Consider the following 25,738-nt stretch of genomic DNA (forward strand, 5'->3'; position numbering starts at 1 on the left):
CATGCAGTCGCCCAAACCCCTCTGGCTCTCAGGCCCGCTCGTGCTCGTCGGCATGTCGGCAGCGACCACCGCGCAGGCGGCGGGCATAAGCGTGAAGGTCGAGATCCCCCGGCTGACGGTGAGCGAATACCACCGCCCCTATGTCGCCATGTGGATCGAGGGCGCAAACCTCGCCAAACCGGTTGATCTCGCCGTCTGGTACGACGTGAAGATGAAGGACAACGGCGGGGCCAAATGGCTCTCCGACATGCGCCTGTGGTGGCGCAAGAGCGGGCGCAACCTGCAAATGCCGGTCGATGGCGTCAGCGGCGCGACCCGCGCCCCCGGCACCCATGAGGTGCGCTTCACCGAAGGCAGCGCGCCGCTCACCAAACTGCCCGCGGGCAAATACGAGTTCGTCATCGAAGCCACGCGGGAGCTGGGCGGGCGCGAATACCTCCGCATTCCGTTCCAATGGCCGCCGCAAGGCCAGCAGCCCCAGCCCGCAAAAGGCGCGTCCGAGCTGGGCGCGGTTTCACTCACCCTGAAGAAATAAGGGAGCCCATCCATGTCGATCCGCTTCAAGCACCTGGCGACCGGCCTTGCCGCGATTGCCGCCCTCTCGATGGTGTCGGTTGCCGCCAGCGCGCACCGGGCATGGCTGCTGCCCTCCGCCACCACCGTCTCCGGCACCGACATGTGGGTGAGCGTTGACGCCGCCATTTCCAACAACCTGTTCAACGCCGACCACTTCCCCATGCAGTTGGGCGGCATTCAGGTAACGGCGCCGGACGGCGCGGCCGTGCAGCCCCAGAACGGCTCGACCGGCCGCTATCGCTCGGTGTTCGACGTGAAGCTGGACCAGACCGGCACCTATAAAATCGCCAATGCCGGGCATTCGGTCATGGCCTCCTACCAGCAGAACGGCGAGCGCAAGCGCCTGCGCGGGCCGGTGGAGCGGCTGAAGGACCTGCCGCAGGACGCCACCGACGTGAAGGTCTCCGAGATCATCAGCCGCAACGAGACGTTCGTCACCAACGGCAATCTAACGACGACCGTGTTCAAGCTCACCGGCAAGGGGCTGGAGCTGGAGCCCGTCACCCACCCCAATGATCTGGTGGAGGGCGAGCCCGCCACCTTCCGCTTCCTCCTGGACGGCAAGCCCGCCGCGAATCTCAAGGTGACTGCCGTTCCGGGCGGCACGCGCTACCGCAACCAGCCGGTTGAAATCACCGCCACCACCAACGCCAATGGCGAGGTGGCTCTCACCTTCCCGCAGCCGGGCATGTACTGGCTGGATGCCGAGGTGGCGGACGACAAGGCCTCCGTGCCGCAGGCCAGCCGCCGCGTCGCCCGCTACAACATGACCGTTGAAGTGATGCCGATGTAAAGGCGGCCCGCTCGTCCGATGCGGATTCTCGTCCCCACTCACCTCTCGCCGCTGGCCATCGCCAACCGGGTGCCCAGCGCTCCGGTCGAGACGCTCGGCGGCCGGAGCATGGGGACGAGCTGGTCCGTGCGGTACGTCGCACCGCCCGCCTCCGGCCTCTCCGCTGACGCCGTCGCCGCGCTGGTCGGACAGCAGCTGGCCGAGGTCATCGACCAGATGAGCCAGTGGGAGAAAACTTCCCTCCTCTGCCGCTTCAACCGCGCCGCGCCGAACACGTGGCACGAGTTACCGCCTGCCTTCCGCACGGTGCTCAATTGCGCGCTCGAGATCACAGAGGAAAGCGAGGGCGCGTTCGACCCCACGCTCGGCGCGCTCGTTGACCTGTGGGGCTTCGGCCCCGCGCCCGCGAGGGCCACGCCGCCATCGCCGCAGGAGATCGAGGCCGCCCGCGCCCGCACCGGCTGGCGAAAGATCGGGTTCGATGCCGCTCGGCGCGCCATCCGCCAGCCCGGCGGGGTGCGGCTGGATTTTTCCGGCATCGCCAAGGGCTTTGCGGTCGATCACGTGGCCGAGGGGCTACGGCTGGCGGGCCTCCGGCATTTTCTCGTCGAGATCGGCGGCGAGCTGCGCGGCGAGGGCGTGAAGCCGGATGGTTCGCCCTGGTGGGTTACCATCGAGCGGCCCGCGCGCCTCCCGCAAAATGCCGCCGGCTGGCAGGAGACCCGCGTCGCCTTGCATGGCCTCGCCATCGCCACCTCCGGTGACTATCGCCGCTGGTTCGAAAGCAAGGGGCGGCATTATTCCCACACGCTCGACCCGCGCACCGGCTGGCCGATCGAGAACAGCATCGTCTCGGCAACCGTGCTTCACCCCTCCTGCATGAAGGCCGACGCCTATGCGACGGCCCTCGGTGTTCTGGGGGCGGATGCCGCGCTGCAACTGGCGACCGGGCGCGACATCGCCGCCTGCCTGATCCGCCGCACGGGCGAGGGTGTGGAGGAAATCCTCTCCCCTGCCTTCCGCCAAATGCTGGATTGAACCCATGTCTCCCGCGTTGCGTCTTGCCTGCGCCCTGGCCGCTGCCTGCCTCTACGGCCTTTTCTGCCTGTGGACCCTGTGGCGGCACCACAGGCACAGGCGCAGCCGCGCCGCTGCCGTGCTGAACGGCGAGGGCGAGGCGTCCTTCCTCGTCGCATACGCCAGCCAGAGCAGCTTTGCCGAATATCTCGCCGGGCGCACGGCCGAAAGCCTGCGGGCGGCGGGCCATGCCGTCACGCTGCTCCCGCTTGAAGCTGTGGAACACACCACGTTGCAACAACACCGCCGCGCGCTGTTCATCATCAGTACGACGGGCGAGGGCGATGCCCCCACCCACGCCTTCCGCTTCGCCCACAAGACGATGAACGCCCCCGCTGACTTTTCGCACCTCGGCTACGGCCTGCTGGCGCTGGGGGACAGCCGCTACGCGAACTTCTGCGCCTTCGGCCGCCGCCTTGATGAGTGGCTGCGCGCAAGCCGCGCTGCGCCCCTGTTCGAGCGCATCGAGGTGGACAACGGCGCGGAATCCGCGCTTCGCCAGTGGCGCGAACAGCTGGCCCGGCTGGGCGCGTCCGCCACGCAGGCCATTACGGACGGCCCTGCCTTCACGCCGTGGGTGCTGGCGGAGCGCCGCCTCCTCAATCCGGGGAGCGTCGGCGGGCCGGTTTATCTCGTGCGCCTGCGCGCCGCCGTGCCGGGCGCGACATGGGAAGCGGGCGACATCGCGGAAATCGAGCTGCCCGGCGCAATCGACGCCGCCACCGGCCACCCGCCCCACCGCAGCTATTCCATCGCCTCCCTGCCGGAAGATAACGCGCTCGATCTCCTCGTCCGGCAGGTGCGGCACGAAAACGGGCAGCTCGGCGCGGGCTCCGGCTGGCTCACCCATCACGCGGAAATCAGCGGCGAAATCCGGCTTCGCATCCGCCGCAACACCAGCTTCCACCCGCAGGAAGCGACGCGCCCGCTCCTCCTCATCGGCAACGGCACCGGACTTGCGGGCCTGCGCGCCCACCTCAGGCATCAGGCCGCGCGCGGCCGGCATCGCAACTGGCTGGTCTTCGGCGAGCGCAACCGCGCCCACGATTTCTTCCTGCGCGAAGAGCTTGAGGCCTGGCAGGCCAGCGGCGTTTTGGAACGGCTGGACCTCGCCTTCTCCCGCGATCAGCACCACCGCCTCTACGTGCAGCATCGACTGCTCGAAAACCGCGAGGCCGTCCGCCGCTGGATCGACGACGGCGCAGCCATTTATGTGTGCGGCAGCGCCGAAGGCATGGCGGGCGACGTGCACGCCGCGCTCACCGACATTCTGGGGGCGGAGCGCATCGCCCGCATGACCGAAGACGGTCTCTATCGCCGGGATGTGTATTAGATTTTGCAGAGGGTCCCCGTGCGCGGGGGCGCACACGCCAGAAGACCTCTCCTGCACCGCCCTGAATTTATCGAGCCATGCCCTCCGGGCTGGACCTCGCGCAACGGCATCACGGATAGGAGACAGTTCCCACCATTCCACAGCTGCCTATAGTAGTATTAATATCTATGGTACTTCCGCTCCATGTGCCTAAGATGATGCCGGAGCAAGAAGGGGGAATAATGAATGTCACATTGACGCCAGCAATTGCATAAAAACCAGATCCAGAGCCAGAAAATGCGGCACTATACGGTTGATTTTGAAATGCGATCGAGCTGCATAATGGATCCGCCGACATCATTGTAACATTATCCACAACGGTACCCCCACCGCTTAACCGAAAGCTCAACTGGCAGACAAGAGTGGGGCCGTTTGTAAATGCCACCGTTCCTGTGTACGTACCATCAGGCGGCGCAGCATTTGCAATGTTCGGGATAAAGAAAACAGACGCCGCCAAGGCGGCTTTTGCAAGTTTTTTCACACCCACCCCCTCGTTTTAATACTTATGTTACACACATTCTCTAAAATACACTTCTATTAAATACCAACTGAATACTTATAATATTAATAAACAATCATTAAATACTTGCTGTATTTTTAGTTTGATCGAATTATTTTTGAAGACTGCACCCCACTGTTCACGCATTGGTTTTGACCGGGTGCATCCCATAAAATCGAATGGGGATTGAAAGGGGACCCGAGCCCCCCCTTTCCTCTCCTGAATTGACGCCTCCGCGTCGGGAGGGGGACAAGTCCCTTTCCCCTTCTGAAAGTGCCGCCTCCATCTTGCCGGTCGAAGGGTTTTGCCGGTAAGGAGCCGCGAGGCTGCGGCCCCATGCCCGGCACAACGAGGATCACACGGCAGTGACACGCAAGGGACAGGTGCGCGAGGCGTTCGGCCTTGCTGCCGCGACCTATGACCGGCACGCGGACATCCAGCGGCATGTGGCACGCCGTCTGGCCGGGGTGGTCGCCGGCCTGCCGCTGCCGCCGCGCCCGCGCGTGCTGGAGATCGGCTGCGGCACCGGCTTCTTGCACGAGGCCCTTCAGCCCCGCCTCGCCTATGGCGAGTGGATCTTCTCCGACCTTTCGCCCGACATGGCCGCCAGGGCGCGGGAGCGGTTCGGGGCGTTGCCCCACACCCGCTATGTGGTGATGGACGGCGAGCAGCCGTGCTTTGGCCTTGACGTACGCTTTGATCTCATCGTCTCCAGCCTGTCGTTCCAGTGGTTCGAGCGGCTGGGCGAGAGCGTCGCCGCCCTGCGGCGGATGCTGGCCCCCGGCGGCTGGCTCGCCTTCACCACCATGGCGCGGGACAGCTTTCACGAATGGCGGCAGGCCCACCGCCAGCTTGGCCTTGAGGCCGCAACGCCCGCCTACCCCGCCCCCGCCGATCTCGCCGCCCTGTGGCCGGGCGCAAGGGTGGATGAGGAACACATCACGCAAGAATACCAGTCAGGACGCGACTTCCTGCGGCAACTGAAAGGCATCGGCGCGCAGGTGCCCGCCCCCGGCCGCCAGCCGCTCACCCCTGGCGCATTGGCCCGCGTGATCCGCTGCTTCGAGGACCACGGCGCGCGCAGCACCTACCACGTCGCCACCTGCCGGTTGCCTGCCGAACGCTGAACCGGGGCGAGACCTCGCCCTCACATGCCCCGTAAAGCCCCGTGAAGGCCCCTTACAACGCCAAAACGAAGCCGCCCGCTACCACCCTAGCTGTGATAGGTAAAAACCTCTCCACGGGCGTTTAAACCCCCTTAGCGGCGACTTCGTCTTATGTTAAATTTTTCGAGAGGTTTAAGGGGGTCTCGGACCCCTTAAAATCCCCATTCGTTTATCGGGCCCCACCCGGCCGGACCGGCGCTTGATCTGGAGAAACCCAGCCGTCTCCACAGCCCATGCAGGGCGCGGTCCGGTAAATGCCAGGGGGTGCAGGGGGAGGTCTTTTTGCTTGTGCGCCTCCGCGCACGGGACCCCCCCTCCTGCAACTACTATAAAAACAAACCCTACAGCCCCAGCGCCGTGCGGATGTGGGCCCAATCCACCAGCTTGAAGTTCTGGGTTTCGGGTGCGTTGTCGCCATCCTGCGCGACGAACAGGCCTTCGGTGAAGCCGGGGCCGAAGTCGCCGAGCATCAGCTCGATGCCGTCGGTCTCGCTCACGCCGTCGACCGTGCCGTCACCAATGCGGAAGCGGTTCACATACTCACCGCCCGGCAGGCGATAGACAGCGTAGGCGTTGTCGCCCTGGCTGGAGACAAGGAGGTAGCCGCCGTCCGCGCCTTGCGGGGCGAGCGCCACGCCTTCCACATCGGCCACCAGCGCCTTGCCGTCCACCTTGGCGATGGAGACCGGCTCCGCGCTGCCCGAGGGGTCGGCCTCGAAGCGCCACAGGCCGACGTCTTCCTCGGCCACATAGAGGATGCCGGTGCGGTCATCGGCCACGCAGCCTTCCGCCTGGGTACCGAGCTTCAGGCTCCGGACCACCGCCACCTGCGGCTGCGCGCCGCTGGCATCGATGGCGAACTGGTCGATGCGGCCATCCTTCAGCACGAGGAAGCCGAACAGCGCGCCGTCTGACGCGCGGGTCCACAGGCACATGCCGTAGGCCTCGCCCGCGCCGACGGGGAAGCTGCCGAGCGGATCGAGCCGGGCAGCGCCTGTGTCCAGCCGGAACAGGGCGACCTTGGCGTTGGCCTCGTCAGCACGGTCGCTGGCGGCCACCAGCACCGAAGGCTGACCATTGATCGTCACATGATCGCGCAGATCCACGTTGTTGAGGCGCGGCGACGGCGTGAAGCCCAGCCGCTCGCCTTTCAGATTATAGACGTGAATGCCCGCCTTCTTGTCCGTGCCGATGACGAGGCTGGCCGCCGGGTCCGCCGCATTGCGCCAGATGGCGGGATCATCCGCCGCGTCGTCTTCAGTTGCCACCGGCGCGGTTTCGCCTTGCGCGGTGACAACGGGCGTCGACGCGGGCGCGGCCTCCTGCGTGCCGTTCTGGCAGGCGGCGAGCGCCAGCAGGCTGGCCGCAACGATCATTGAATTGAAACGCATGTTTGCTCCCGAAAAATGCCCCGATCTCATGTGCGGCACATGACAGTTTTTCAAACGCCTCATTCGTCAGCTTTTTGCCCTGTGTCATCGAACGGCAATCAAACTGAAAACAGACGGTCAAGCATGGCCATTACGGTCCCGCACCAACGGCAACCTACCCATCCTTTTTTACAAACAGGTTGCAGGCATGAGGGGCGTAAAGATGACCTTGAAGATTATCTCGTTGCTTGGATGCGCCATGGGGGCGCTGGTTGCACCGGTGGCCGCGCAGGCCGCGGAGGCAGAGAAGCCGGCCTCCACCACGAAAGAGGGCGTATCCATCCTCTCGGAAGACATCATCGTCACCGGCGATATCGCCTTCCGCAACCGCACGCGCGATCCCAACCCCGTGCTCTCTTATGATCTGGAATATTTCCAGCGGTTCGAGCCGGTGTCTGTGGGCGAGATGCTGAAGCGCGTGCCGGGCGTCACCTTCACGTCCGACGTGCTGGAATATGACGGCGCGCAGATGCGCGGCCTGCCGCCGGGTTACACCCAGGTTCTCATCAACGGCCGCCGCGCGCCGGGCGGGGAGGCGGACCGCAGCTTCTTCGTCGATCGTATTCCGGCCGAACTGGTGGAGCGCATCGAGATCGTCCGCGCGCCGCGCGCCGACCAGCCGAGCGAGGGCGTCGGCGGCACGCTGAACGTCATCACCAAGGAAAGCGCCATGTTCGATGGCGGCTTCGTGAAGGCGGGCGCGCTCATCAATGAAGACGGCGGCGTGCGCCCCTCCGGCGCGCTGGCCTATGCGGACACCATCGGCGACACCAGCTTCTGGGGCGCGCTCAATTATCAGCAGCGCCGCAACCCGAAGAAGAAGGTGAGCGACCGCTACGACGGCGAGATGGCGTTCGACAACCGCGAGCTGCAGGAAGACACCCGCGACGGCACGGACATCTCCGGCAACGCCGAGGTCGTCACCCGCGTCGGCGAAGGCAAGCTGCGCCTCTCCGGCCTGTTCGTCGATACCGACCGCGACGAGGACGAAACCTCCATCGAATACGCGGGCGAGGAACTGGAACTGGACGGCGTTGAAATTCAGCGCGAGCGGATCAGCCAGCAGACCTACGCCCTCTCCGGCGATCTCGTCTACCCGATGGGCCAGGGCGAGCTGGGGGTTGCGGGGTCCTGGTCAGGCTTCCGCGACGACACGACGGTTGAGACCGATGAAGGCGACACGCTGGAGGAAGCCACGCTCGATGAACGCGAATTCCTCGACATCAAGGACGATGAGTACGGCGCGACCCTCTATTACAATTTCCTCGGCGACGGCTTTACCGCCAAGGTGGGCATGGACTACCTCTCCAAGACCCGCGACGGCGAGGACCTGATCGAAGGGGAAGACCCGGAAGCGGGCGCGATCTTCACCATCAAGGAGAAGCGCTACGACCCCTATGTGCGCCTGACGTTCGAGCCCACCAGCGCCTTCAGCGTGGATGCGGGCCTGCGCTATGAGATCACCCGCCGCGACGTGACCAGCAATGCGGTGGCCGGCCAGGACGTGTTCGAGACGGCGGACTACGACGCCGAGAACCTCAACCCCTCGCTCCACCTGCGCTATGCGCCGACGGATGCGGACCAGTTCCGCGCCTCCGTCGCCCGCACCGTGCGCCGGCCGGACTACGACATGATCTCGCCCTACCGGCAGGAAGAGTCGCCGGGCGACGAGGACGAGACCATCGGCAACCCCATGCTCAAGGATGAACGCTCCTGGGGCATCGACGTGGGCTACGAGCGCCGCCTCGGCACCAAGGGCATCGTCGGCATCAACGTCTTCTACCGCAACGTCAAGGATCTGATCGAACTGGTGGCGACCGGCGACAGCCCGCTGAACGGCGAGCCCGGCAACGTCTACCAGCCGCGCAACATCGGCGACGGCAAGACCTGGGGCGTGGAGGTGGATTTCTCCATGCCGCTGACCGCCCTTGGCCTGCCGGACACCGGCCTCTTTGCCAACTACACCTACCTCGACAGCGAAACCCGCGATCCGTTCACGGGCGAGAAGCGCCGGTTCAACAACCAGCCGCACCATGTTTATAACATCGGCTTCATCCAGACCGTGCGCGCCGTCGACATGAGCTTCGGCGCATCGCTTTCGGGCCGCAGCAAGGCGAGCGAATCCAACTTCGATGAGACGGTTGATCTCACCTACGGGCAGGATCTGGAAGCCTTCATCGAAAAGCGCTTCGGCCAGCGGTTCGTGCTGCGCTTCTCGGCGCAGAACCTGCTCGACCGCGCCAAGCGCGAGACCTTCCGCAAGTATGATGGCGACTCGCTGGCGGAAATTCTCGAAAACCGCGCGGGCGGCGAGATGGATGAGTTCGAGAAGGAACGGGAGCGCTCCGGCCGCCTGTTCCAGGTCACGCTGCGCGCCGCGTTCTAGGGTGACTTATGCTTATCTTGCAGGAGGGTCTCGACCCTCCTGCACCTCCCCTTCGTTTTATCGGGGCGCGCCCTGCATGGGCCATAGCGGCTGAAGCTTGCACATCGGCATGACCGGGTGCGGCTCGATAAAAAGAATGGGGGATCAAAGGGGGACTGAGTCCCCCTTTCCTATTTCCACCTTCAATAGGGAAGCGGGAACAGCCAGAGGAGGAAAAACGCGAAGGCGATGAACGGCCCGAAGGGCAGCATCAGCGCGCCCATTTTCTGCCGCCGCGCCACCGCAAGGCCGATACCAGCCAGCAGCCCCGCCGCCGAGGCGAGAAGCAGCAGGAATGGCAGGGCGAAGATTCCGAGCCACGCGCCGGCGGCGGCGAGGAGCTTGGCATCGCCCAGCCCCAGCCCATCGCGCCCCCTCCAAGCCCGGTAGGCGGCGTTCACCAGATAAAGCACGCCATAGCCGATCGCCGCCCCCGCCAGATGGCCCCACGGCTGCGGCCCATTGGGGGCGGCGGCCAGGAATGCAGCCGCCAATCCAATGCCGATGAGCGGCAGGGTCATTACATCGGGCAGCAGCATGTAGCGCAGATCGTAAAGGCTGAGGGCGAGCAGCGTGAGCAGCAGCGGCAGGCCCAGCGCCCATGGCTGGCCTGTGGCGTGAAAGACGGCGAGCCCGGCCAGATGCAGCAGCAGGAGCGCGGCTGCGATCAGCCTCTCCCCGCGCCGCCAATAATCAGCCTGATCTTCCTCGGTCTGCCCTGCATCCATGGGCCGTTTATGTCATGGCCGCACGGCAAAGCCCAGCCCTTCCCCCTGACAGGTGCGGCAGCTCTAATTCGATCCGGAATCCAGCCGCTCGAGCCCGAGACGGGCAAGGGCCTTAGCGCGGCGCGGCTCGCCGGAGGCCGTCACCACATAGGGGTTGGCATCCAGGCGCAGGATTTCCTGATAAATGGAGGCCGCCTGCGCCGCCTCGCCCTTCTTTTGCAGCACGTAGGCCAGGTTCAGCATCTTGGCCGGGTTGTTCTCCCGCGAGTCATGGGCATAGGTCAGAATGCGTTCGGCCGTCTCCAAGTCGCCAGAGCGGATCAGGTGATAATCAGCCGTAACCAGCGGCGCGGCGCGCCCGTCGCCGGGCGCCGCCCCAGCCGCAAGAGCGCTGAACATCAGGGGAACTGCAAGAAACACCGGCATTGCTCGTTTCATAGACGCCTCCCATCAGCTGCATTCCGCTTGAGCGGAACGGCCTCTGTTACGGTTTCATGACATTCATTTTATGTAAATAACGCTATATTCCGATATTCGATGCCGGAGGCAGCCTTTGCCGGCGCGCAAACGGGGCAGCGCCCGGCATAGCATCACCTCGGACGCTGCCTGTCGGCCGGGAAGGGGCAGGAAGGTCGGGTGGCCGAGGCCACACTCAAGGCAAACTTGGGAGACGCTGGTTCAGGGCAAGCCTGCCCCGCCCCGCTTCAGGGATGCGCTCAGTGCAAAAGGCTGGAGAGGTTGTACTTGATTGTACGCTTCACCGGCTCGGCGAAGCCCTCCACCACCGTCTCGGGGGTGCTGCAGCTGTCCTCGTCCTTGCGCGGCAACCCATCCACGGACGCGGTGATTTCCCCGGTCCATTGGGAGGCCATGTCCGCTGCGGCCTCGCATCGATGCCAGCGGTTGTCGCAAAGCCGATGCCCTGGACCAACGCAGCGGTATCGCCCGGCATGAGCCCCTGGAGCGTGTAGGAAAAAGCTGGATCGGCCTGAGATTTCATTCGCAGCGCATCTTCAACCGAGACGATCAGCCGCGCCGGCGTGATTGAACCGATCGCCCCGCTGATGCTGGAGGAGGTCAGCGCATAATTGCCGGCATCGCTTCCGCGCAGCGACAAGCCGGCGAAGGTCACCATCTTGCCCGTGCCGACGTTCTTATCATCGTAGCGGCCCGATACCGGGTTGTTGAGACTGACGCTATCGGAGCCGAACACACCCGCCAGCTGGTAATTGCCGGAAAGCAGGCTGGCTGCCGTCGCCGCATCATAAACCTTGGTCGTGCTGCCGGTCAGCGACGCTGTGATCGTCGCGGGAGTAATGGCGCCGATCGCGCCGCACCTCGTCGGTCGAATCCAGATCGGAACGCAGGTCCTAGCGGCCGACGAAGCTGCCGTGGTAGGGCTTGCTCGGGTCCGGCGTCTTGCCGCCCTGGAATGCGCCGCCGACGCGCACCAGGCCGCCCTGCTGGCGGCCATCCGCCGCGAGGGTGGCCAGACTATAGGCCGCAATTAGATCAACATAGATTAGCCCCGTTCTCCACGCAGCGGACTGTACTGACCCGGACAGCGCACCGGGTTTACTTGCAAACACAATGCATCAGACAGATGGCGTGGGCGCTCTGTGCCGGAAACCCTATCGTTGCGAAGCGCAACAACTTTCCGGTAGCGCGTGCTCCGAGGCTCAGGCCGCCTTGCAGGCGATAAGACCGGCAACGGGCAATACAAGGTCCGGGCCGGTTCCGTCGCTCACATTCAGCATTCCGCGCCGGACGACCGCGCCGCCAATGATGCCCGAGTTGGGTTGGGGCGCAATCACCGCCCGCACCCGTAGATCACCTTGTGCGAATTCCTGCGTCGTATAGTGACCAAAGACCAGATCGCCCTCGGCAAGGCTGCGCGGCAGGCTCACCGGCTTGCCATCCACCATCATCTGGGCCGTCGCCGTGCGATCGGTTGCATAAAAGATCATGTTGCGCTCCGCCGACCGCGCCCACAGGAACAGCCCGCAAGTGCCTGCAGAAAGATCTTGCGGCGGCAGGGTGCCAATGCGCGCCTGTATGCCAACCTTGGCCGGCTGCGCCGCCACAGGCGCAGTCGCCCGAGGGGAGGCACGGCCGGAGGGCGTGCAGCCCGCCAGAAGTGCGCCAAGCGCCAACAGAGAACTCAAGGCCATGAACCGCTTGCTCGATATCATCTTCACTTCCTCTCGGGGCTGCCGGGTGCCTGGCCCAAAGTGCCCTTTCGCACAAGCCGGTAATCATTTTCGTCCTGTTCGGAAAATCCCATCAGGGGCAGTGCGCGGGCCAGCCGCGCGTCCCTGACCCTTGCCAGCGCCGTCAACTCATAGGCAAGGCCGGGTTCGACCTGAGCGCGGACGGACAGGAGGCCGCCTGCATTCCGCCCGCGCAGGGCAACCCTCAGCCTGTTTCCCGCACAGCTGATATCACCAGCGAGAGGCGGTCCCTGCCAGCCGGCGCTGCCGGGAAGGCGGCTCATGATATCGGCCCGCACCCTGCCCTTGGCCGCGCGGCAGCCGTCCCTTCCCCATGCCAGCTCGGTCAGCGTCGCAGCAAGCGTTCCGCCAAATCCGGACAGCTGGGTCAATTCGGCATCCACCGAAGCGCTCCGCAGGAAAAAGGCGCCGGAAACCCAGTTGATCTCGGCCTCGCCCTGGCCGCTCACCAACCCATCGGTTAACTGCCAATCGATCCGGGGGCTGAGCGCCAGCACCGAGAGCGGCGCGGTTTTGATGGCAAGGTCACCAAGGGGGATTTGCCCCGCTGTTACGTCATACAGCATACCGCTCCACACCGTGCCTTCGGCCCGGCCATAGGAGATACCATCCCCCGCCGCGAACCGCGCGACGAGACCCAGCGGGGCCCTTGCCACGGCAAAGGCAGCAAAGCTCAGCAGGAATATTCCGACAAGACGCGACGTTTTCATGCATCCCCCGGCATTGGACGCGACAGTTCCATCTGGACGCGCACGGTTGGCGTCTCCTCATTGGCAGCAAGTGAAATCTTGGTCACAGCGATGCCATGCTTTTCCCTGAGGGCGACCAGCCATTCCTGAAATTTCCGGGCGTCTACCTCCTCGATCCACAGCGCAACCTTGCCGTCTGCGCCAGGCTGCAACTGCGACAGCTTGATGCCGCGCGCCTGCGCCGTTGAGGTGGCGATGCCGCGCACCGTCCCATCGCTGTCTGGCGGCGCGGCGCTCGTCTGTAAGCGCCCGGCCTCGGCCGCCCCTTCGCGCATGGCCTCCAGCCGGGCGAGCGCCGCCGCATGGTCGCGCCGCGCGTCCTCCCGGAATTCGCTGAGCGGACGATAGAGAAACAGCCATGCTGCCATTATCCCGCCAAGCGCGCAGGCAAGCAGCACAAGCCGTTGCTCGCGCTGATTCAACTCCTGCCACCACCGGCCAATCGCGTCGCGCATCAGGGCATCCTCACAATCACATTGCCGACCATGCCGCCGCCGTTCTGGCGCGAGCTGCCTTCGCTGAGCGCGCCACCCGCGCCGCTGATTGCCTGCTTTAGCGCCTCAAGCTCATCGTAGCGCGCGTAGGCGATCTCAACGGCGAGTTCTCCCTTGGCCTCATCGAAGCGCAGCGTCCGCACGCTCATGCCCTCCAGCGGCTGGAGACTTTCGAGCAAGATCCGCATCAATCTCAAAAAGCGGTCGGACGACCCGCCGCGCAATTCGCCGAGCCGGGCGCGCATCTGCGCCTGCGGATTGACAATGCGCTTGATGTCAGGAAAGGCCGCGCGCAGGACGGCCTCCGCCTGCTGGTCGAGCTGTTCCACAGCGCGCCCATGCCGCCAGCCATCAATACCGAGATAAAGCAGATGCGCTGCCGCCACCGTTGCCGCCAAGAGAGCGGGCTGGCGCCAGCGCCCCCACTCGACCGTCTGCCTGCGACGTGAAACATAGGGCCCCTGCAACAGATTGAGCGCCACCTCGGCGCTGATCGCATCATGGAATTTTTGCAAAAGCTCCTGCTGGGCGAGCGGCGGGGGCAAGGCCTCTTGCAGCAGGTCCGCGGCAATCTCCCGCTCGATGGCGTAGCCGCCACCATCATGCCGCACCGCGACGGTATTGCCCGCCCCATGCATTCCGGGCGGCAGGGCAAGGAAATCCGGCGTTACAACATCGGGCGCGCGCCCTGCGCTGCTCAGCGCCGCCAGCCAGGCCTCCATTTTTTCCCGCGCGACGACCCCGGCAAGGCGCGCGCCCTCTTCTCGTGGGCCCGAGAGGGCAAAATGCAGCCCGTCCGCCCCCACCGCCAGCTCGTCCTCCAGCACGAAGGGCAGCATGGCCCGCAACTTCGCCTCGCCCTTGGGCGGCAGCGTCACGGGGCGCACGGTCACATCCATGCCCGGCACGACCAGCCACACCTGCGCTGTCGGCGCGGGCGGCAGGGTCTCCAGCCCCGTGCCGCTGCTCGTTAGCGCGCCATTCGCGAACACCGCCCAGGGCATGGCTTCCTCGGCGAAGGCGATGAGCAGAACCGTCGTCACCGAACATCTCCCAGCTTGCGGGAGACGAGCACGACCTTGTCTCCCTGGCGTTCGAAGAGGGAATTTACCGCCATGTAGGCCCCCTGATATGTCACCTCCGCCTCCAGCGCGAACAATCGGGTTTGCAGGGTCACCTGCGAGCGTGTTTCCTGGTCGACCTGCGCGCCTTCCAGCGGCTCGGACGCCCAGAACATGGTTGCATTCGCATAGCCGCCGTCCGGCCGGTCCTCGATCAGGCGGCGCGCCGTCTCAGGGCGCAGGTCCTTGCCGACCAGCATGGTCAGCAGCGCCGCCTGCTCTGGCCGCAGCGTGTTGACGTTGAGCTGCGTCTTCTCCGCGCCCATCAGCGCGCAAACGAACGGGCGCAGCTTCGCAACCACTTCGGCGTCATATCCCTTGATCGCCCGCAGCTCGGAAACGTCCGCCAAGAGGGTGTTGCCGGTGCGGTAGGGCACGCTGAGGGCGGCATAATCATAATCCTCAGCGCCCCGCGGTGAGGTGCGGGTGTCACTGTCGATCCAGTCAATCAGCGCCGAACTCAGCTCCGCCTGCTCCTGCTCGTTGAAGCCAAGCGCATCCAGCAGGTTCATATACTGCCGCCGCCCTCGGGCATCGGCATGGTAGCCGCCCTTTTCCAGTTGCGTGACCACGCTGTTGAGGTTGAAGCAGTTGCCGCCATCGCGCACACGGGCGTGGATGCGCCCGCCGTCGATCGGAAAATTCCGTTCGCTCGCGGTGGAATCTGGATCCGCCAGGGCGCGCATGAGAATTCCCTCATCGGTGCGGGCGATGAGCTCTGCCGCCATCACCTCCGCCCCGCGCGCATACCACGCCATCTGGCCGCGCTCGTTCGCATTGGCGGTGCGCCGGGTGGCCATGAGCATGTCATCGACAATGGCAACCGATACAGCCGCCATCACCGCCACCATCAGCAGCACGGTCAGCAGCGCCGCGCCGGATTCAGAAACCCGCAAGGAAGAGGCGCCCTGCATCAGCCCCTCACCAGAAACAGCTGACGCACCGGCCCGAGCCCCTCGAGCGTCGCATCGATTTCAACGACGCTCGGGATGGACTGGCCGCCCGCTGCGCGGACCAGCGACAGATCCTGCCAGTAGCCGCCGACGAAAAACCGCACCCGAAAATCGCTGATGCCGGAGAGCACGACCCGCCGCGCCGCGCCCTCATCGCTTGCCGGATCGAGATAGGTGCGGGAGACGCGGAGCAGCCTCCCCTCCTCCAGTTCGTAGCGCACGGCCTGCAACGCGCTGCGCGGCTCCGCGTCGCCGGGGTTCTGCCAGCCGCCGCGCACGAAGCGCAGCACTGGCTGGCCGGGGCGCTCCTGATAGCCGCCCTCGAACACGATTTCGCCGTCCTCGCCGTAAGCCCCCCGCGTCGGCCGGTTCATCACCTGCGCCAGATCGTCCTTCAGCAGGGCGCGGGCCAGCTGAAGCTCCTTCAGCCGGGCATCCATGGCGCCAACCGAGGCCTTGGCGTCCAGCCCGTAGGTAACGATGCCAACGCCTGCCGCCGACACGATGGCGAATACCAATAACGCCACCAGCATCTCGACAAGGGTGAAGCCCGCCTCTCTCATGGCTTGGCCCGAAAGGCTGTCAGCCGCGCGGCCGGAGTCTCCTGCCCCTGCGGCATCACCGTGATCTCGATGCGCTGCATGGTGGGGTCGAGCGTTGGCAGGATCTCCCGCCGCCAGACCCATTTTTGCCCCGCCAGATCGGCCTCGTCGCTATCAGTGCCCGCCTGCTGGCCATCGGGAATGGCGATGGTCTCAACCATGCGATTTTCAGCGACGATGCCTGCCAGCAGGCTCTGGCGGATGCTGCCCGCAGCCCGCACGTTCTCGCCCACCGCGTTCAGCAGCGCGACCAGCGCAATGCCGAGGATGGCGAGCGCCACCAGCATCTCGACCAGCGTGAAACCTACCTCGCCTGTGCGCCCGGCCATCACGCGCCCTTCTCAATCCGGATAGCGCCGCTTGCATCGCCGATGATCCGCACCCGTTCGCCCTCCTGCCGCAGGGTGATGGCAAAGGGCGTCATGCCGCCCACAGGATCGAAGCGCACCACCGGCAGCAGTTCGCCCTCTTTGTCCCCCTCCAGAACAAGGCCGCTGGTCTCGATGACGGCCGACAAGCCGGGCTCCCACGCGATCCTGGCGAACTTCCGCTCGTCCTCGATTGCGCGCCATTGCCCGCGCCTCAGGCGGAAGAAGCCGTAAGCGTTGGAATTGGCCCCAAAGCCGAGCGCGTCTCCCGTCACCACCGCTTCCTCCATCGCCAGTTGCAGCCGTGCGGCCAGGCGCTGGGCCTCGCGCTCGGGCCCGCTCATTCCCGGCGGCAGGCTGAGAGCAACGATGCCGGAGAGAAGGCCCATCAGAAACACCACCACCATCAGCTCCACCAGCGTGAAGCCGGCTTCGCACGCCCTGCGGTTATTCCCAGTTGCCGATGTCCGCATCGGATCCCTCGCCGCCCGGCCGGCCATCGGCGCCCAGCGAATAAACATCGAAGCGCCCGTGCTCGCCGGGGTAGATGTATTGATACGGATTGCCCCACGGGTCCTCCGGCAGGCGGCGGATATAGCCCTCACCCTCGGCGCGGTTGCCGCGCGCATTCTCGGGCGGCGTCACCAGCGCCTCGAGCCCTTCCTCCGTCGTCGGGTAGCGTAGGGCCTCCAGCCGGAACATCTCCAGCCCCTGTTCAAGCAAGCTGATATCCGCCTTCGCCTTTTCCACCATCGCCCGGTCCTGGCTCGGCAGCACATTGATGGCAACGACGGTGGCGAGCAGACCGATAATCACGATCACCACCATCAGCTCCACCAGCGTGAAGCCCGCCTCGCGGGAACGGTTTGCCTTTGCCGGGGAAATGAGGCGCAGAAGCAGCTTCTTCATTGTTTCCTGTCCTTATGTCAGTGCCAGGCTGTTGAGCCGCAGAATGGGCAGCAAAATGGAAAGCACGATGGTTGCAACGACACCGCCCATGACGATGATGATGGCGGGCTCGAGCAGGCTGAGCGCGGCGGCGGTGAAATCCTCGAACTCGCGCTCCAGATATTGGGCGGCCTTGCCGAGCATGTCATCGAGCCGGCCGCTGTTCTCGCCGCTGGCCGCCATGTAACCGATCATCGGCGGGAAAGCCTTGCTGCGCCGGAGCGCCGCCGACAGGCTGGAGCCTTCGCGGATCTGGGCCATCATGTCGCCAACCGCATCGCGGAACATCATGTTGCGGAGGATCTGGCGGGAAGCCTCAAGGCCATCGAGCACCGAGCAGCCGCTGGCGAGCAGCGTTGCCATGGTGCGGGCGAAGCGCGCGGTCTGCAGGTCGCGCACCAGGCGGCCAACGACGGGGAGACGCAGCACAACGCGGTCTACACGGCGACGGAACTCCTCGCGTTGCAAGGCGCGCCCGAAAGCCGCCAGCCCAAGGAGCAGCGCCACCAGCATCGGCAGTCCGAGCGTCCGCACGGCATGGGAGGCGGCGATCATGGCGTTGGTCAGCGCCGGCAGCTCCTGCCCCATGCCGGTGAACTGGTCGACCACCTTGGGGACCACGAAGGCCATGAGCGCGGCAATGACGCCGACAGCCACCAGCGCCAGGAAAAAGGGGTAGGTGAGCGACGTGATGATCTTGGACCGCAGCTGCTGGCTTTTTTCCAGGTGGTCCGCCAGCCGCTCCAGCACCGGCCCGAGCGCGCCCGAGCTTTCCCCCGCCGCCACCATGGCCCGATAAAGCGAGCCGAACGTACGGGGCTCTTCGGCCAGCGCAGCGGATAATCGATACCCTTCCATCACGCGGGCGCGAATGGCGAGCATTGTGCGCTTGACCACCGGCTTTTCCGCCTGAAGAGCCACCATCTGCAATGCTTCCTCCACCGGCGCGCTCGCCGCCACCAGCGTTGCCAGCTGGCGGGTGAGCAGCGTGACATCGCGCGTGCCCATGCGGCCGTGGCGTTCAAAGCGCAGGCGGCTGGCCGCCCGGCGGCGCTCATGGGCGGCGGCCACGCTCACGGGAAACAGCTTGCGGCGCTTCAGCTCGCTGCGCGCCTGGCGCAGGCTGTCAGCCGAAATGATGCCCTTGCGGGTTTTGCCATCCGCATCCAGCGCCTCGTATTCGAATGCCGCCATGGAACGCCTACTCCTCGCGGCAAACGCGGAGCACTTCGGCCAGCGAAGTGATGCCCGCCAGCACATGCCGCGCACCGCTTCGCATCAGCGTATCCGCATTACGAAAGGCGAGGCTTGCTATATCCTGCTCGCTGGCGTCGCCGTGGATGAGGCGGCGCAGTTCCTCCGTCACCTCGATAAATTCATAAATGCCGATCCGCCCCGCGTAGCCGGTGCTGTTGCAGTACGCGCAGCCCTTGGGGCGGCAGATCATCACTGCGGCATCCGAGGCCAGCCCCAGCGCCGCGCGCTCCGACGCGTCGGCGGCGTGCGGCTCCTTGCAGTGCGGGCAGAGGCGGCGCACCAGCCGCTGGGCGAGAATGGCGCGGATGGTGGAGGAAAGAAGGAAAGACTCCACCCCCATGTCGCGCAGGCGGGTGATGGCCCCGACCGCCGTGTTGGTGTGGACGGTCGAGAGCACCAGGTGGCCGGTAAGGCTCGCCTGAACGGCGATCTGGGCCGTTTCCACGTCGCGGATCTCGCCCACCATCACCACGTCCGGGTCCTGGCGCAAAATAGCGCGCAGGCCGGCGGCAAAGGTCATGCCCACCTTGGCGTTCACCTGGGTCTGGCCGACGCCGTCCAGCGAATATTCAACCGGGTCCTCGACCGTGAGGATGTTCCGCGTGCGGTCATTAAGGAGCGCGAGGCCCGCATAGAGCGAGGTGGTCTTGCCCGAGCCGGTGGGACCGGTCACCAGCACGATGCCGTGGGGCTCCAGGAGCGCCCGGCGAAAACCGACGAGCGTTGCCTCCGGCATGCCGAGGCTCTCAAGCGAGAAGTGCGCCTGCTCCTTATCGAGAAGGCGCATCACCACCCGCTCGCCGTGGCGGGACGGCAGGGTGGAGACGCGCACATCGAGCGCGCGGCCGCCAAGCGTCAGCGAGATGCGTCCATCCTGCGGCACGCGTTTCTCGGCGATATCGAGCCGCGCCATCACCTTGATGCGCGAGACGATCAGTGGAGACAGGCGCGCGGGGAGGCTGATGACCTCCTGCAGAACGCCATCAAGCCGCAGCCGCACCGAAAGCTGGGTTTCGAACGGCTCGACGTGAATGTCCGACGCGCGCTTGCGCGCCGCCTCGGCGATGAGGCTGTTGATGAGCCGGATGACCGGCGCGTCATCGCCAGTGTCGAGCAGGTCCGCCGTCTGCGGCATGTCGCCGACGAGGCTGAGGAAGTCGTCATCCTCGGGCCCAGCCGCGCTCACGTCCGCCGCGATACCCTCGGCAGAATAGAGTTCCGACAGGCAGCGCTCGAATTCCGAACGGCTGATCCGCTGGAGCACGATCGGCCGGCCGATAGCCCGGCGCGCCTCAAGGATGCCCTCGATCGAGGCTTCCTCCCGCACGCCGAGGCAGGGCCGCTCGCCGCCCTCCAGCAGCACGACGCCATAATCCTTGGCGAAGCTGTAGTGGAGGATCGGATCGATCCGCCCGCTCACTTGCTTGCCTCCGGCGCGGCGCCTGCCTGCGGGACCACCCCCTGCGACAAGCCGGGGGCCGAGCCCATGACGCCGCGCATGAAGGCGTCGAGATCGGTCGTGCGCTCTTCCTGGCGCAAGAGCTGCTCGGCGCGGATGTAGTCATACTTGACCGAGGTCGCCTGCCGCATGTCCTCCGCGCTGCGGATGATGGTGGGCCGCAGAAACACCATCAGATTGGTGCGGGAACGCGAGCGCGCTTCGGAGCGGAAAGCCCGGCCGATGAGGGGAATGTCGCCAAGAAGCGGGATCTTCTCGATTGAAACCCGCTCGTCGTTCTCGATCAGGCCACCGAGCACGATGATCTCGCCATCATCCACCAGCACCGTCGTCTCGATCTCGCGCTTGTCGGTTACAAGGTCGGTCGAATTGGCGGTGACAGGTCCGGCGATGCTGGAGACCTCCTGCCGGATGAACAGCTTGATGGTATCGCCCTCGGTGATCTGGGGCCGCACGTCCAGCTGCACGCCCACGTCCTGCCGGTCGATGGTGCGGAAGGGGTTGCTGTTGTCCGCCCCAAGGGACTCGCCGGTGGTGATGGGAATTTCCTGACCGACGATGATGGAAGCCTTCTCGTTGTTCATGGTCATCACCGACGGCGTTGACAGCACGTTGGAAGCAACATCCTGATTGAGCGCGGTCAGGATCGCGCCGAACAGGGTGCCATCGCTCAGCTTGCCGCCGAAGCCGGTGGCAAAGCCGTTGATGCCAAGGAGCGAGTTGAGGGCCGTCTCGCGCAGGTTATCCAGCGTCTCGTCGTCCACATCGTTCTTATCGAGGGCGACCGCGCCGGTAATCGCCAGGAGGTTGGGCGCGGTGTTGGAATAGTTGGTGACGGTGAAGGGAACGGTGCTGCCCTCGGTGCCGGCGAGCACGAACTGAAGGCCCAGCTCCTTGGCTGCCGTGTCCGACACCTCAACGATAATCGCCTCCACCAGCACCTGGGCGCGCCGCACGTCAAGCTGCTCGATCATCGAGGCAAGCGTTGCCTGCATGGACGGCTCGGCCGCAATGATGAGGGAGTTGGTGCCTTTATCGAACGCGATGTTGGCGCGGCCGGAGCCGGACGCGGCAGCGGGCGCGCCCTCCGCGGCCTTCACGTTCACCGAAGCGCTGATCTTCTCGAGGATCGGCAACAGTTGCTCGGCATCGGCGTGCTTCAGCTGGATGACCTTCAGGTCGTTCTTGCGCTGATTGCCTAGGTCCAGCTCCTGCACGGTCACCGCCAGCTTTTCGAGCGTCTGCGCGTCGCCCCGCAGCAGCAGCGTGTTGCTGCTGGGCACGGGCACCACCTGCACGGCGCGGCGCGGCGCATCGCCCTGGCCGGTGGCGAGGACCGCCGCCACCACATCCGCCATTTCCCGCGCCGAGGTATTGACCAGCGGCACTGCCCGCGTGACGGAGGTGTCCGTATCCAGGTTGGCGATGATCCGGCGGATGCGCGCCATGTTGGACTTGGTATCGACCACAATGATGGCGTTGCCGCCGCGATTGGCCACCGCCTGACCCTTCGGGTGGACGAGCGGTTTAATCATCTCCAGAACCGGCAGCGGATCGGCCGTCTTGAGGTGGAACACCTCCGTGACGAACTGGGCATCAAAGGCGGCGCGCAAAGTCGTTGGCGCCTGCTGCGCGGCGGCATCGACGGGGATGATCTTGTAAGCCCCGCTGCTGGTCGGAACAGCCGTGAAACCGTGCACGCTGAGCGTTGCCATGAAAATATCGAGCACATCCTCTTCCGAGAGGACGTTGTTCGACAGCACGGTCACGCGGCCGGTAACGCGGGGGTCCACAATGAAGGTGCGCCCCGTCAACATCGCCACGTCGTCGATAAAGGCGCGGATATCCGCCTCGCGCAGATTGAGCGTCTGATCCAGCGCCATGGCCGGGCTCGCGCTCGCCAGCATCAGGCTTAGCCCCAGGGCCAGAATGTCGGTTCGCCTACGTCTTCTCACTCAAGCACCCTATTGCACGTCAAAGTGCATTCGAAATTTCGATGATTTTCCTGGCCCCGCCCCGCTCGACTTCGAGCCGGACGCTTCGTGCGCCGCGCAGGCTGGTCTCGAGCGCAGCCATGCGCTCTGCCGTGTCGAGCGCCGTGCCGTTGACCGCCAGCAACACGTCGCCCGGCTCAAGGCCGCTGCGGCGGAAAGCCTCCGCATCCGCGCCCGGATTGATCGAGAAGCCGCGGACAACGCCATCAACCACCCGCGGCGACAGGCGCACCGCGTTCAGCACGGTCTGAAAATCGAGTTTCTGCGCCTCCAGCCCTGCGGCCTCCACTGGCTGCGATGGTGCGGAAGCCTCGGCGATGGTCTGGTGGCCCCTGGCGTCAGGGTCGAGGTAGAGGCTTTCCGTATTCCCCTGGTGGGAGAGGACAATGCGATCAGCCATGACAGCTCGCAGGGTGACGCCCGGCATGATCGCATCGCCCACCCTGAACACGCCCTGATTTTTATCGGGCGTGCGGACAATGGCCGAACCCTCGCCATTCTCGCCGGCGCGCACGCCGAACAGTTGCAGGTCGAGACTGGTTACCGGCGCGGTCTTTGCCGCCACGTCTGCGGCCGCTGGCGCCGCGCGATGAAACGGATCGAACGCCGACAGCACGCTGAAATCAGTTTTCACCGATGCGCCCTGCGCGGGAAGCGGCCTCCTTCCCGCTGTGTTTTGGCCATCGGAAAAGTCAGCCCACATCCACAGCAGATTTGCGGCCGTGCTGGCCATAAGCATGACGAGCAACGCACTGATGATGGAAGGCAGCCGGACCAGGGCCCGGCTGCCAGAGAGGGTTTGCGCGCGCAAAAAGGCGGGAAGAAAGAAGGGAACGCGAGCCGCCCCCTTCTTCTGTCTTCGCGCAAGCTTTCTAGGCTTTTGGATAAGCATCAAATGCCGTTTTCCGGCATCAGCCCCGTTTAGTAGCGGGCGCTGATGCCGATCTTGAAGGTTCTGCCGATATCGTACTGCTCGGCAACGAAGTCGCCCTGCTTGATCATGAAGTCATCGCCCAGCAGGTTTTCGGCTTCGAAGCTGAACTCATACTCGCCGCCCCACAGGCTGAAGGCGCGGGCGTAGGTCAGGTTGAGCATGACCGGCGGCTTCTCGACGAAGTTCGGTGCCTGCAAGAGGCCCACGTCATCGATGCGCTCGCCGGTGAAGTTGAAGATGAGCGCGAACCGTTCGCCCGCGATCGGATCATCGTAACCAACCTGGGCATTGACCAGCACGTCGGACTGGCCCTGCATCGAACGGTTGGCCGTCGTCTCGACGCCCGGCTCAAGCTCGATCTCGGAGTCGATATAGGCGACGTTGGCCTTCACGAAGAAGTCCTTGCGGGCCAGCCATTCGCTGCTCGAACCCTTGAAGAAAGGCAGGTAGGTCTCGACGTCTGCCTCGACGCCCTTCAGCTTCGCGCCCGGCGCGTTGCGCGGTTCGCGGATGAAGCCTTCGCCGCGCGGCACGTAAGTCCACTCGATCGGATTGGTGAAATCCTTGTAGAAGGCGCCGATGGTCAAGGAGTCCTGCTTGCCGAAGTACCATTCCCAGCGCAGGTCGTAGTTCTTGATCTCGGTGATCTTGAGATACGGATTGCCCCGGGTGAGGCGGCGGCGCTCGTCGATGAAAGCCGCGCTCGACAGCTCGCGCAGGTCCGGCCGCGAGATGGTCTGGCTGTAGCCCGCGCGCACCTGCATGTTCTCCGCAAACTCATAGGTGGCGGTTGCCGCGGGCAGGAGGTACTCGCCGCGCAGCGTGGTGCGGATGGCCTCTTCGGTGGCGCGGTCGACCGTGTTGACGATCTGCTTGGAGTCTTCGTAACGGGCGCCGGCCGCGAGCCGCAGGGTCGGGGTCAGGCGAATATCCAACTGACCGTAGCCCTGCACGTTCTCCATGCTGGCGTCGAAGAAATCAGATGGATCGGTGTTTTCCCGCAGCACGAAGCCGTTGGGGTCGATGTTGGTCGGCCCGAAGATGATCTCCGGAATACGCTCGCGCAATTCCAGGTGCGCGCCCGCAGGGTAGGCGTAATAAAACCGGCGGAAGGCGCTGTCGCGTTCCTTGTCGGTATAGGCCGCGCCGCCCTTCAGGTTCATTTCGATGGCGCCGAGCGCCAGCTCCTGATCGAAATCGAAGCCGCCCTCGATGTTGGTGTCGTCAAGCCCGCCGAATGACGTGCGGTTGCCGTCCGGGCGCGCCCGGTTCCGCCACACCTGGCTGTTTTCGTCGAAATCGTAGGTGTAGTCACGGCGCAGCTTCACCTCGCGGCTGGCCTGCGAATAGACGGCGCGCCAGTCGAGCTTCAGCTCGCCGAACGTGGCGCCATCCATCTCGAAGGCGTGCTCGCCCGAGAGCTGGTTGGTCCATACCTGCTGCTCGATCCAGTCGAAACCGGAGCGGTTCCGCAGCGTGCCGGGGTCGGATGCAAATTCGCCCTGATAGATTTCCGAGATGCGATCGGTCTTCCGCAAGAGGAGCGTGGTGTACTTGATGGCGTTGGCGTCATCCAGTTCCAGCCCCAAGGAGAGGATGCCGTTGAGCCCGATCGTCCAGTCGCTGCGCCGGTAGCCGCAGCCCGTGGCTCCTTCGTAGCTCTCGCAAACCTCGGGGGAGATGTTCTCGTTCACCACCGGGCCGGCGTCTGACGTGGTGTAGCGGCTGCGCGTGCCGAACTCGTTCTGGAACTTGCTGTCGTACCGCACGGCCGCGATGATGCCGAGGTTCTTCTCGCCTAGCTCGAACCGGTCGCCATAGACCAGCTCGCCGGTGAACTGAGGCATGTTGGGCTCTTCATCCAGAGACCAAACGTTGGGCAGGGCCTCGCCGGCCTGCTCCAGCTGCTCAGGGCTCAGGTTGCTGAGCGGATAGTTGTTCGCGATGATATCGGGAATTTTGCGTTTGCTGCCGCCAAAGCCGGTGAAATCCAGGTCATGGCCGTCGTAGCCGAGGCCCTTCTTGAAGGTGGATTCCGTATTGTAGGCCGTGGACAGGCTGATGGAGAAGAAGCGCTCTTCCGGCACCGCGCGCGTGCGAAGCTCCAGAACGCCGCCACCGAATTCGGCCGGATACTGGGGTGAGTAGGACTTCTGCACGAGCGCGCTGCCAAGCAGTGCGGTCGGGAAGATGTCCAGCGGCACCACCCGGCGCAGCGGCTCGGGGCTCGGCAGCGACGCGCCATCCAGCAGCACCGACGAGTAACGCTCGCCAAGGCCGCGCACGAAGACGAACTTGCCATCAACGAGGCTGAGGCCCGTCACGCGCTGAAGCGCGCTGCCGATATCGGAGTCGCCGGTAATCTTGAAATCCTCGGCATCGAGAATGTTCGAGATTTCCGACGTCGCCCGCTTTTCGTCGGGAATGTATTCGCCCTGAACCAGAAGCTCATCAAATGCTTCCGGCTGGGGGGTCTGGGCGGCTTGCTGGGCATGAAGCTCGACAATCGGAACCATCCAGATCGTCGAGGCCATCAGCGCTCGCCTCAGGGTGCGAGAAGAG

26 protein-coding genes and 1 pseudogene are annotated in these 25,738 nt (G+C 65.0%); 6 read left to right on the forward strand and 21 right to left on the reverse strand.

Translation table 11 applies throughout. The features are described 5' to 3' along the window. The first annotated feature begins 1 nt into the window (after nt 1). Genes L0C21_RS13960 through L0C21_RS13975 form a run of 4 tightly spaced genes read left to right on the forward strand, consistent with a single transcriptional unit; the run spans nt 2 to nt 3,779 of the window. Nucleotides 2-535 carry a DUF2271 domain-containing protein gene (locus tag L0C21_RS13960; RefSeq protein WP_259279050.1) on the forward strand — a complete coding sequence of 178 codons (534 nt, stop codon included), beginning with the start codon at nt 2-4 and terminating at the stop codon, nt 533-535. Between the two features lie 12 nt (nt 536-547). Further along, nucleotides 548-1,369, forward strand: coding sequence for a DUF4198 domain-containing protein (locus L0C21_RS13965; protein ID WP_259279051.1), 822 nt, complete (start codon nt 548-550; stop codon nt 1,367-1,369). An 18-nt stretch (nt 1,370-1,387) separates the two neighbouring features. Next, nucleotides 1,388-2,407 (forward strand): FAD:protein FMN transferase, encoded by a 1,020-nt coding sequence (locus tag L0C21_RS13970; RefSeq protein WP_259279052.1) that lies wholly within the window; start codon nt 1,388-1,390, stop codon nt 2,405-2,407. 4 nt (nt 2,408-2,411) lie between these two features. Beyond that, nucleotides 2,412-3,779: a sulfite reductase subunit alpha gene (locus tag L0C21_RS13975; protein ID WP_259279053.1), complete on the forward strand. Its 1,368-nt coding sequence runs from the start codon at nt 2,412-2,414 to the stop codon at nt 3,777-3,779. A gap of 109 nt (nt 3,780-3,888) precedes the next feature. On the opposite strand, the gene L0C21_RS13980 is transcribed toward L0C21_RS13975, so the two are convergent. Beyond that, entirely contained in the window at nt 3,889-4,299 is a 411-nt protein-coding gene (locus tag L0C21_RS13980) for a hypothetical protein (RefSeq protein ID WP_259279054.1), read from the reverse strand. A gap of 383 nt (nt 4,300-4,682) precedes the next feature. Here L0C21_RS13980 and L0C21_RS13985 point away from each other — a divergent pair, with 383 nt between their 5' ends. Next, nucleotides 4,683-5,444, forward strand: a complete 762-nt coding sequence (locus L0C21_RS13985) for a methyltransferase domain-containing protein (RefSeq protein ID WP_259279055.1) — start codon at nt 4,683-4,685, stop codon at nt 5,442-5,444. A gap of 380 nt (nt 5,445-5,824) precedes the next feature. Here L0C21_RS13985 and L0C21_RS13990 read toward each other — a convergent pair whose 3' ends face one another. Next, complete coding sequence (locus L0C21_RS13990) at nt 5,825-6,874, reverse strand: phytase (RefSeq protein WP_259279056.1); 1,050 nt, start codon at nt 6,872-6,874, stop codon at nt 5,825-5,827. A gap of 202 nt (nt 6,875-7,076) precedes the next feature. Between L0C21_RS13990 and L0C21_RS13995 the strand changes: the two genes are divergently transcribed. Beyond that, on the forward strand, nt 7,077-9,299 hold the full coding sequence (locus L0C21_RS13995) for a TonB-dependent receptor plug domain-containing protein (RefSeq protein WP_259279057.1): 2,223 nt from the start codon (nt 7,077-7,079) through the stop codon (nt 9,297-9,299). 182 nt (nt 9,300-9,481) lie between these two features. Here the strand turns inward: L0C21_RS13995 and L0C21_RS14000 are convergent, their stop codons facing one another. From L0C21_RS14000 to L0C21_RS14085, 19 genes and pseudogenes are all read right to left on the reverse strand, one after another. After that, nucleotides 9,482-10,066: a prepilin peptidase gene (locus tag L0C21_RS14000; protein ID WP_259279058.1), complete on the reverse strand. Its 585-nt coding sequence runs from the start codon at nt 10,064-10,066 to the stop codon at nt 9,482-9,484. 63 nt (nt 10,067-10,129) lie between these two features. Then, on the reverse strand, nt 10,130-10,504 hold the full coding sequence (locus L0C21_RS14005) for a tetratricopeptide repeat protein (protein ID WP_259279059.1): 375 nt from the start codon (nt 10,502-10,504) through the stop codon (nt 10,130-10,132). Between the two features lie 278 nt (nt 10,505-10,782). Further along, nucleotides 10,783-10,938 (reverse strand): hypothetical protein, encoded by a 156-nt coding sequence (locus tag L0C21_RS14010; protein ID WP_259279060.1) that lies wholly within the window; start codon nt 10,936-10,938, stop codon nt 10,783-10,785. 209 nt (nt 10,939-11,147) lie between these two features. Beyond that, nucleotides 11,148-11,540 (reverse strand): annotated as a pseudogene (locus L0C21_RS16935) (YDG domain-containing protein); the annotation flags it as partial. After that, complete coding sequence (locus L0C21_RS14015; RefSeq protein WP_259279061.1) at nt 11,437-11,655, reverse strand: hypothetical protein; 219 nt, start codon at nt 11,653-11,655, stop codon at nt 11,437-11,439. The gene L0C21_RS14015 and the pseudogene L0C21_RS16935, both read right to left, overlap by 104 nt. A 90-nt stretch (nt 11,656-11,745) precedes the next feature. After that, nucleotides 11,746-12,258: a hypothetical protein gene (locus L0C21_RS14020; protein WP_259279062.1), complete on the reverse strand. Its 513-nt coding sequence runs from the start codon at nt 12,256-12,258 to the stop codon at nt 11,746-11,748. 2 nt (nt 12,259-12,260) lie between these two features. Beyond that, the gene (gspN, locus tag L0C21_RS14025; protein WP_259279063.1) at nt 12,261-13,007 is read right to left on the reverse strand and encodes a type II secretion system protein N; all 747 of its coding nucleotides are present in this window, start codon (nt 13,005-13,007) and stop codon (nt 12,261-12,263) included. Further along, nucleotides 13,004-13,501, reverse strand: coding sequence for a type II secretion system protein M (locus L0C21_RS14030; RefSeq protein WP_259279064.1), 498 nt, complete (start codon nt 13,499-13,501; stop codon nt 13,004-13,006). The genes gspN and L0C21_RS14030 overlap by 4 nt, the downstream gene beginning before the upstream one ends. Next, on the reverse strand, nt 13,501-14,583 hold the full coding sequence (gene gspL / locus L0C21_RS14035) for a type II secretion system protein GspL (RefSeq protein ID WP_259279065.1): 1,083 nt from the start codon (nt 14,581-14,583) through the stop codon (nt 13,501-13,503). Before gspL ends, L0C21_RS14030 begins: the two co-directional genes overlap by 1 nt. Next, a complete protein-coding gene (gene gspK / locus L0C21_RS14040; protein ID WP_259279066.1) occupies nt 14,580-15,557 on the reverse strand; it encodes a type II secretion system minor pseudopilin GspK in 978 nt (325 codons plus the stop codon). Before gspK ends, gspL begins: the two co-directional genes overlap by 4 nt. A gap of 17 nt (nt 15,558-15,574) precedes the next feature. Beyond that, the gene (gene gspJ, locus L0C21_RS14045; protein WP_259279067.1) at nt 15,575-16,177 is read right to left on the reverse strand and encodes a type II secretion system minor pseudopilin GspJ; all 603 of its coding nucleotides are present in this window, start codon (nt 16,175-16,177) and stop codon (nt 15,575-15,577) included. Beyond that, complete coding sequence (gene gspI, locus L0C21_RS14050) at nt 16,174-16,545, reverse strand: type II secretion system minor pseudopilin GspI (RefSeq protein WP_259279068.1); 372 nt, start codon at nt 16,543-16,545, stop codon at nt 16,174-16,176. Before gspI ends, gspJ begins: the two co-directional genes overlap by 4 nt. After that, nucleotides 16,545-17,057, reverse strand: coding sequence for a type II secretion system minor pseudopilin GspH (gene gspH / locus L0C21_RS14055; protein ID WP_259279069.1), 513 nt, complete (start codon nt 17,055-17,057; stop codon nt 16,545-16,547). The genes gspI and gspH overlap by 1 nt, the downstream gene beginning before the upstream one ends. Further along, nucleotides 17,032-17,493: a type II secretion system major pseudopilin GspG gene (gene gspG / locus L0C21_RS14060; protein WP_259279070.1), complete on the reverse strand. Its 462-nt coding sequence runs from the start codon at nt 17,491-17,493 to the stop codon at nt 17,032-17,034. Before gspG ends, gspH begins: the two co-directional genes overlap by 26 nt. A 12-nt stretch (nt 17,494-17,505) precedes the next feature. Further along, a complete protein-coding gene (gene gspF, locus L0C21_RS14065; RefSeq protein ID WP_259279071.1) occupies nt 17,506-18,726 on the reverse strand; it encodes a type II secretion system inner membrane protein GspF in 1,221 nt (406 codons plus the stop codon). Nucleotides 18,727-18,733: 7 nt separating this feature from the next. Beyond that, complete coding sequence (gene gspE / locus L0C21_RS14070; RefSeq protein ID WP_259279072.1) at nt 18,734-20,209, reverse strand: type II secretion system ATPase GspE; 1,476 nt, start codon at nt 20,207-20,209, stop codon at nt 18,734-18,736. Continuing rightward, nucleotides 20,206-22,203: a type II secretion system secretin GspD gene (gene gspD / locus L0C21_RS14075; protein ID WP_259279073.1), complete on the reverse strand. Its 1,998-nt coding sequence runs from the start codon at nt 22,201-22,203 to the stop codon at nt 20,206-20,208. The genes gspE and gspD overlap by 4 nt, the downstream gene beginning before the upstream one ends. 19 nt (nt 22,204-22,222) lie before the next feature. After that, complete coding sequence (gene gspC / locus L0C21_RS14080) at nt 22,223-23,134, reverse strand: type II secretion system protein GspC (protein ID WP_259279074.1); 912 nt, start codon at nt 23,132-23,134, stop codon at nt 22,223-22,225. Between the two features lie 29 nt (nt 23,135-23,163). After that, nucleotides 23,164-25,710, reverse strand: a complete 2,547-nt coding sequence (locus tag L0C21_RS14085; RefSeq protein WP_259279075.1) for a TonB-dependent receptor domain-containing protein — start codon at nt 25,708-25,710, stop codon at nt 23,164-23,166. Nucleotides 25,711-25,738 lie beyond the last annotated feature (28 nt).

Origin of the sequence: Pedomonas mirosovicensis (assembly GCF_022569295.1) — a bacterium.
Taxonomy (GTDB): domain Bacteria; phylum Pseudomonadota; class Alphaproteobacteria; order Sphingomonadales; family Sphingomonadaceae; genus Pedomonas; species Pedomonas mirosovicensis.

Coding starts and splice junctions, on each gene's coding strand:
- L0C21_RS13960 (WP_259279050.1), top strand. CDS start 2: ATGCAGTCGCCCAAACCCCTCTGGCTCTCAGGCCCGCTCGTGCTCGTC.
- L0C21_RS13965 (WP_259279051.1), top strand. CDS start 548: ATGTCGATCCGCTTCAAGCACCTGGCGACCGGCCTTGCCGCGATTGCC.
- L0C21_RS13970 (WP_259279052.1), top strand. CDS start 1,388: ATGCGGATTCTCGTCCCCACTCACCTCTCGCCGCTGGCCATCGCCAAC.
- L0C21_RS13975 (WP_259279053.1), top strand. CDS start 2,412: ATGTCTCCCGCGTTGCGTCTTGCCTGCGCCCTGGCCGCTGCCTGCCTC.
- L0C21_RS13990 (WP_259279056.1), bottom strand. CDS start 6,874: ATGCGTTTCAATTCAATGATCGTTGCGGCCAGCCTGCTGGCGCTCGCC.
- L0C21_RS13995 (WP_259279057.1), top strand. CDS start 7,077: ATGACCTTGAAGATTATCTCGTTGCTTGGATGCGCCATGGGGGCGCTG.
- L0C21_RS14000 (WP_259279058.1), bottom strand. CDS start 10,066: ATGGATGCAGGGCAGACCGAGGAAGATCAGGCTGATTATTGGCGGCGC.
- L0C21_RS14005 (WP_259279059.1), bottom strand. CDS start 10,504: ATGAAACGAGCAATGCCGGTGTTTCTTGCAGTTCCCCTGATGTTCAGC.
- L0C21_RS14010 (WP_259279060.1), bottom strand. CDS start 10,938: ATGGCCTCCCAATGGACCGGGGAAATCACCGCGTCCGTGGATGGGTTG.
- L0C21_RS14020 (WP_259279062.1), bottom strand. CDS start 12,258: ATGATATCGAGCAAGCGGTTCATGGCCTTGAGTTCTCTGTTGGCGCTT.
- gspN (WP_259279063.1), bottom strand. CDS start 13,007: ATGAAAACGTCGCGTCTTGTCGGAATATTCCTGCTGAGCTTTGCTGCC.
- L0C21_RS14030 (WP_259279064.1), bottom strand. CDS start 13,501: ATGCGCGACGCGATTGGCCGGTGGTGGCAGGAGTTGAATCAGCGCGAG.
- gspJ (WP_259279067.1), bottom strand. CDS start 16,177: ATGAGAGAGGCGGGCTTCACCCTTGTCGAGATGCTGGTGGCGTTATTG.
- gspI (WP_259279068.1), bottom strand. CDS start 16,545: ATGGCCGGGCGCACAGGCGAGGTAGGTTTCACGCTGGTCGAGATGCTG.
- gspH (WP_259279069.1), bottom strand. CDS start 17,057: ATGCGGACATCGGCAACTGGGAATAACCGCAGGGCGTGCGAAGCCGGC.
- gspG (WP_259279070.1), bottom strand. CDS start 17,493: ATGAAGAAGCTGCTTCTGCGCCTCATTTCCCCGGCAAAGGCAAACCGT.
- gspF (WP_259279071.1), bottom strand. CDS start 18,726: ATGGCGGCATTCGAATACGAGGCGCTGGATGCGGATGGCAAAACCCGC.
- gspC (WP_259279074.1), bottom strand. CDS start 23,134: ATGCTTATCCAAAAGCCTAGAAAGCTTGCGCGAAGACAGAAGAAGGGG.
- L0C21_RS14085 (WP_259279075.1), bottom strand. CDS start 25,710: ATGGCCTCGACGATCTGGATGGTTCCGATTGTCGAGCTTCATGCCCAG.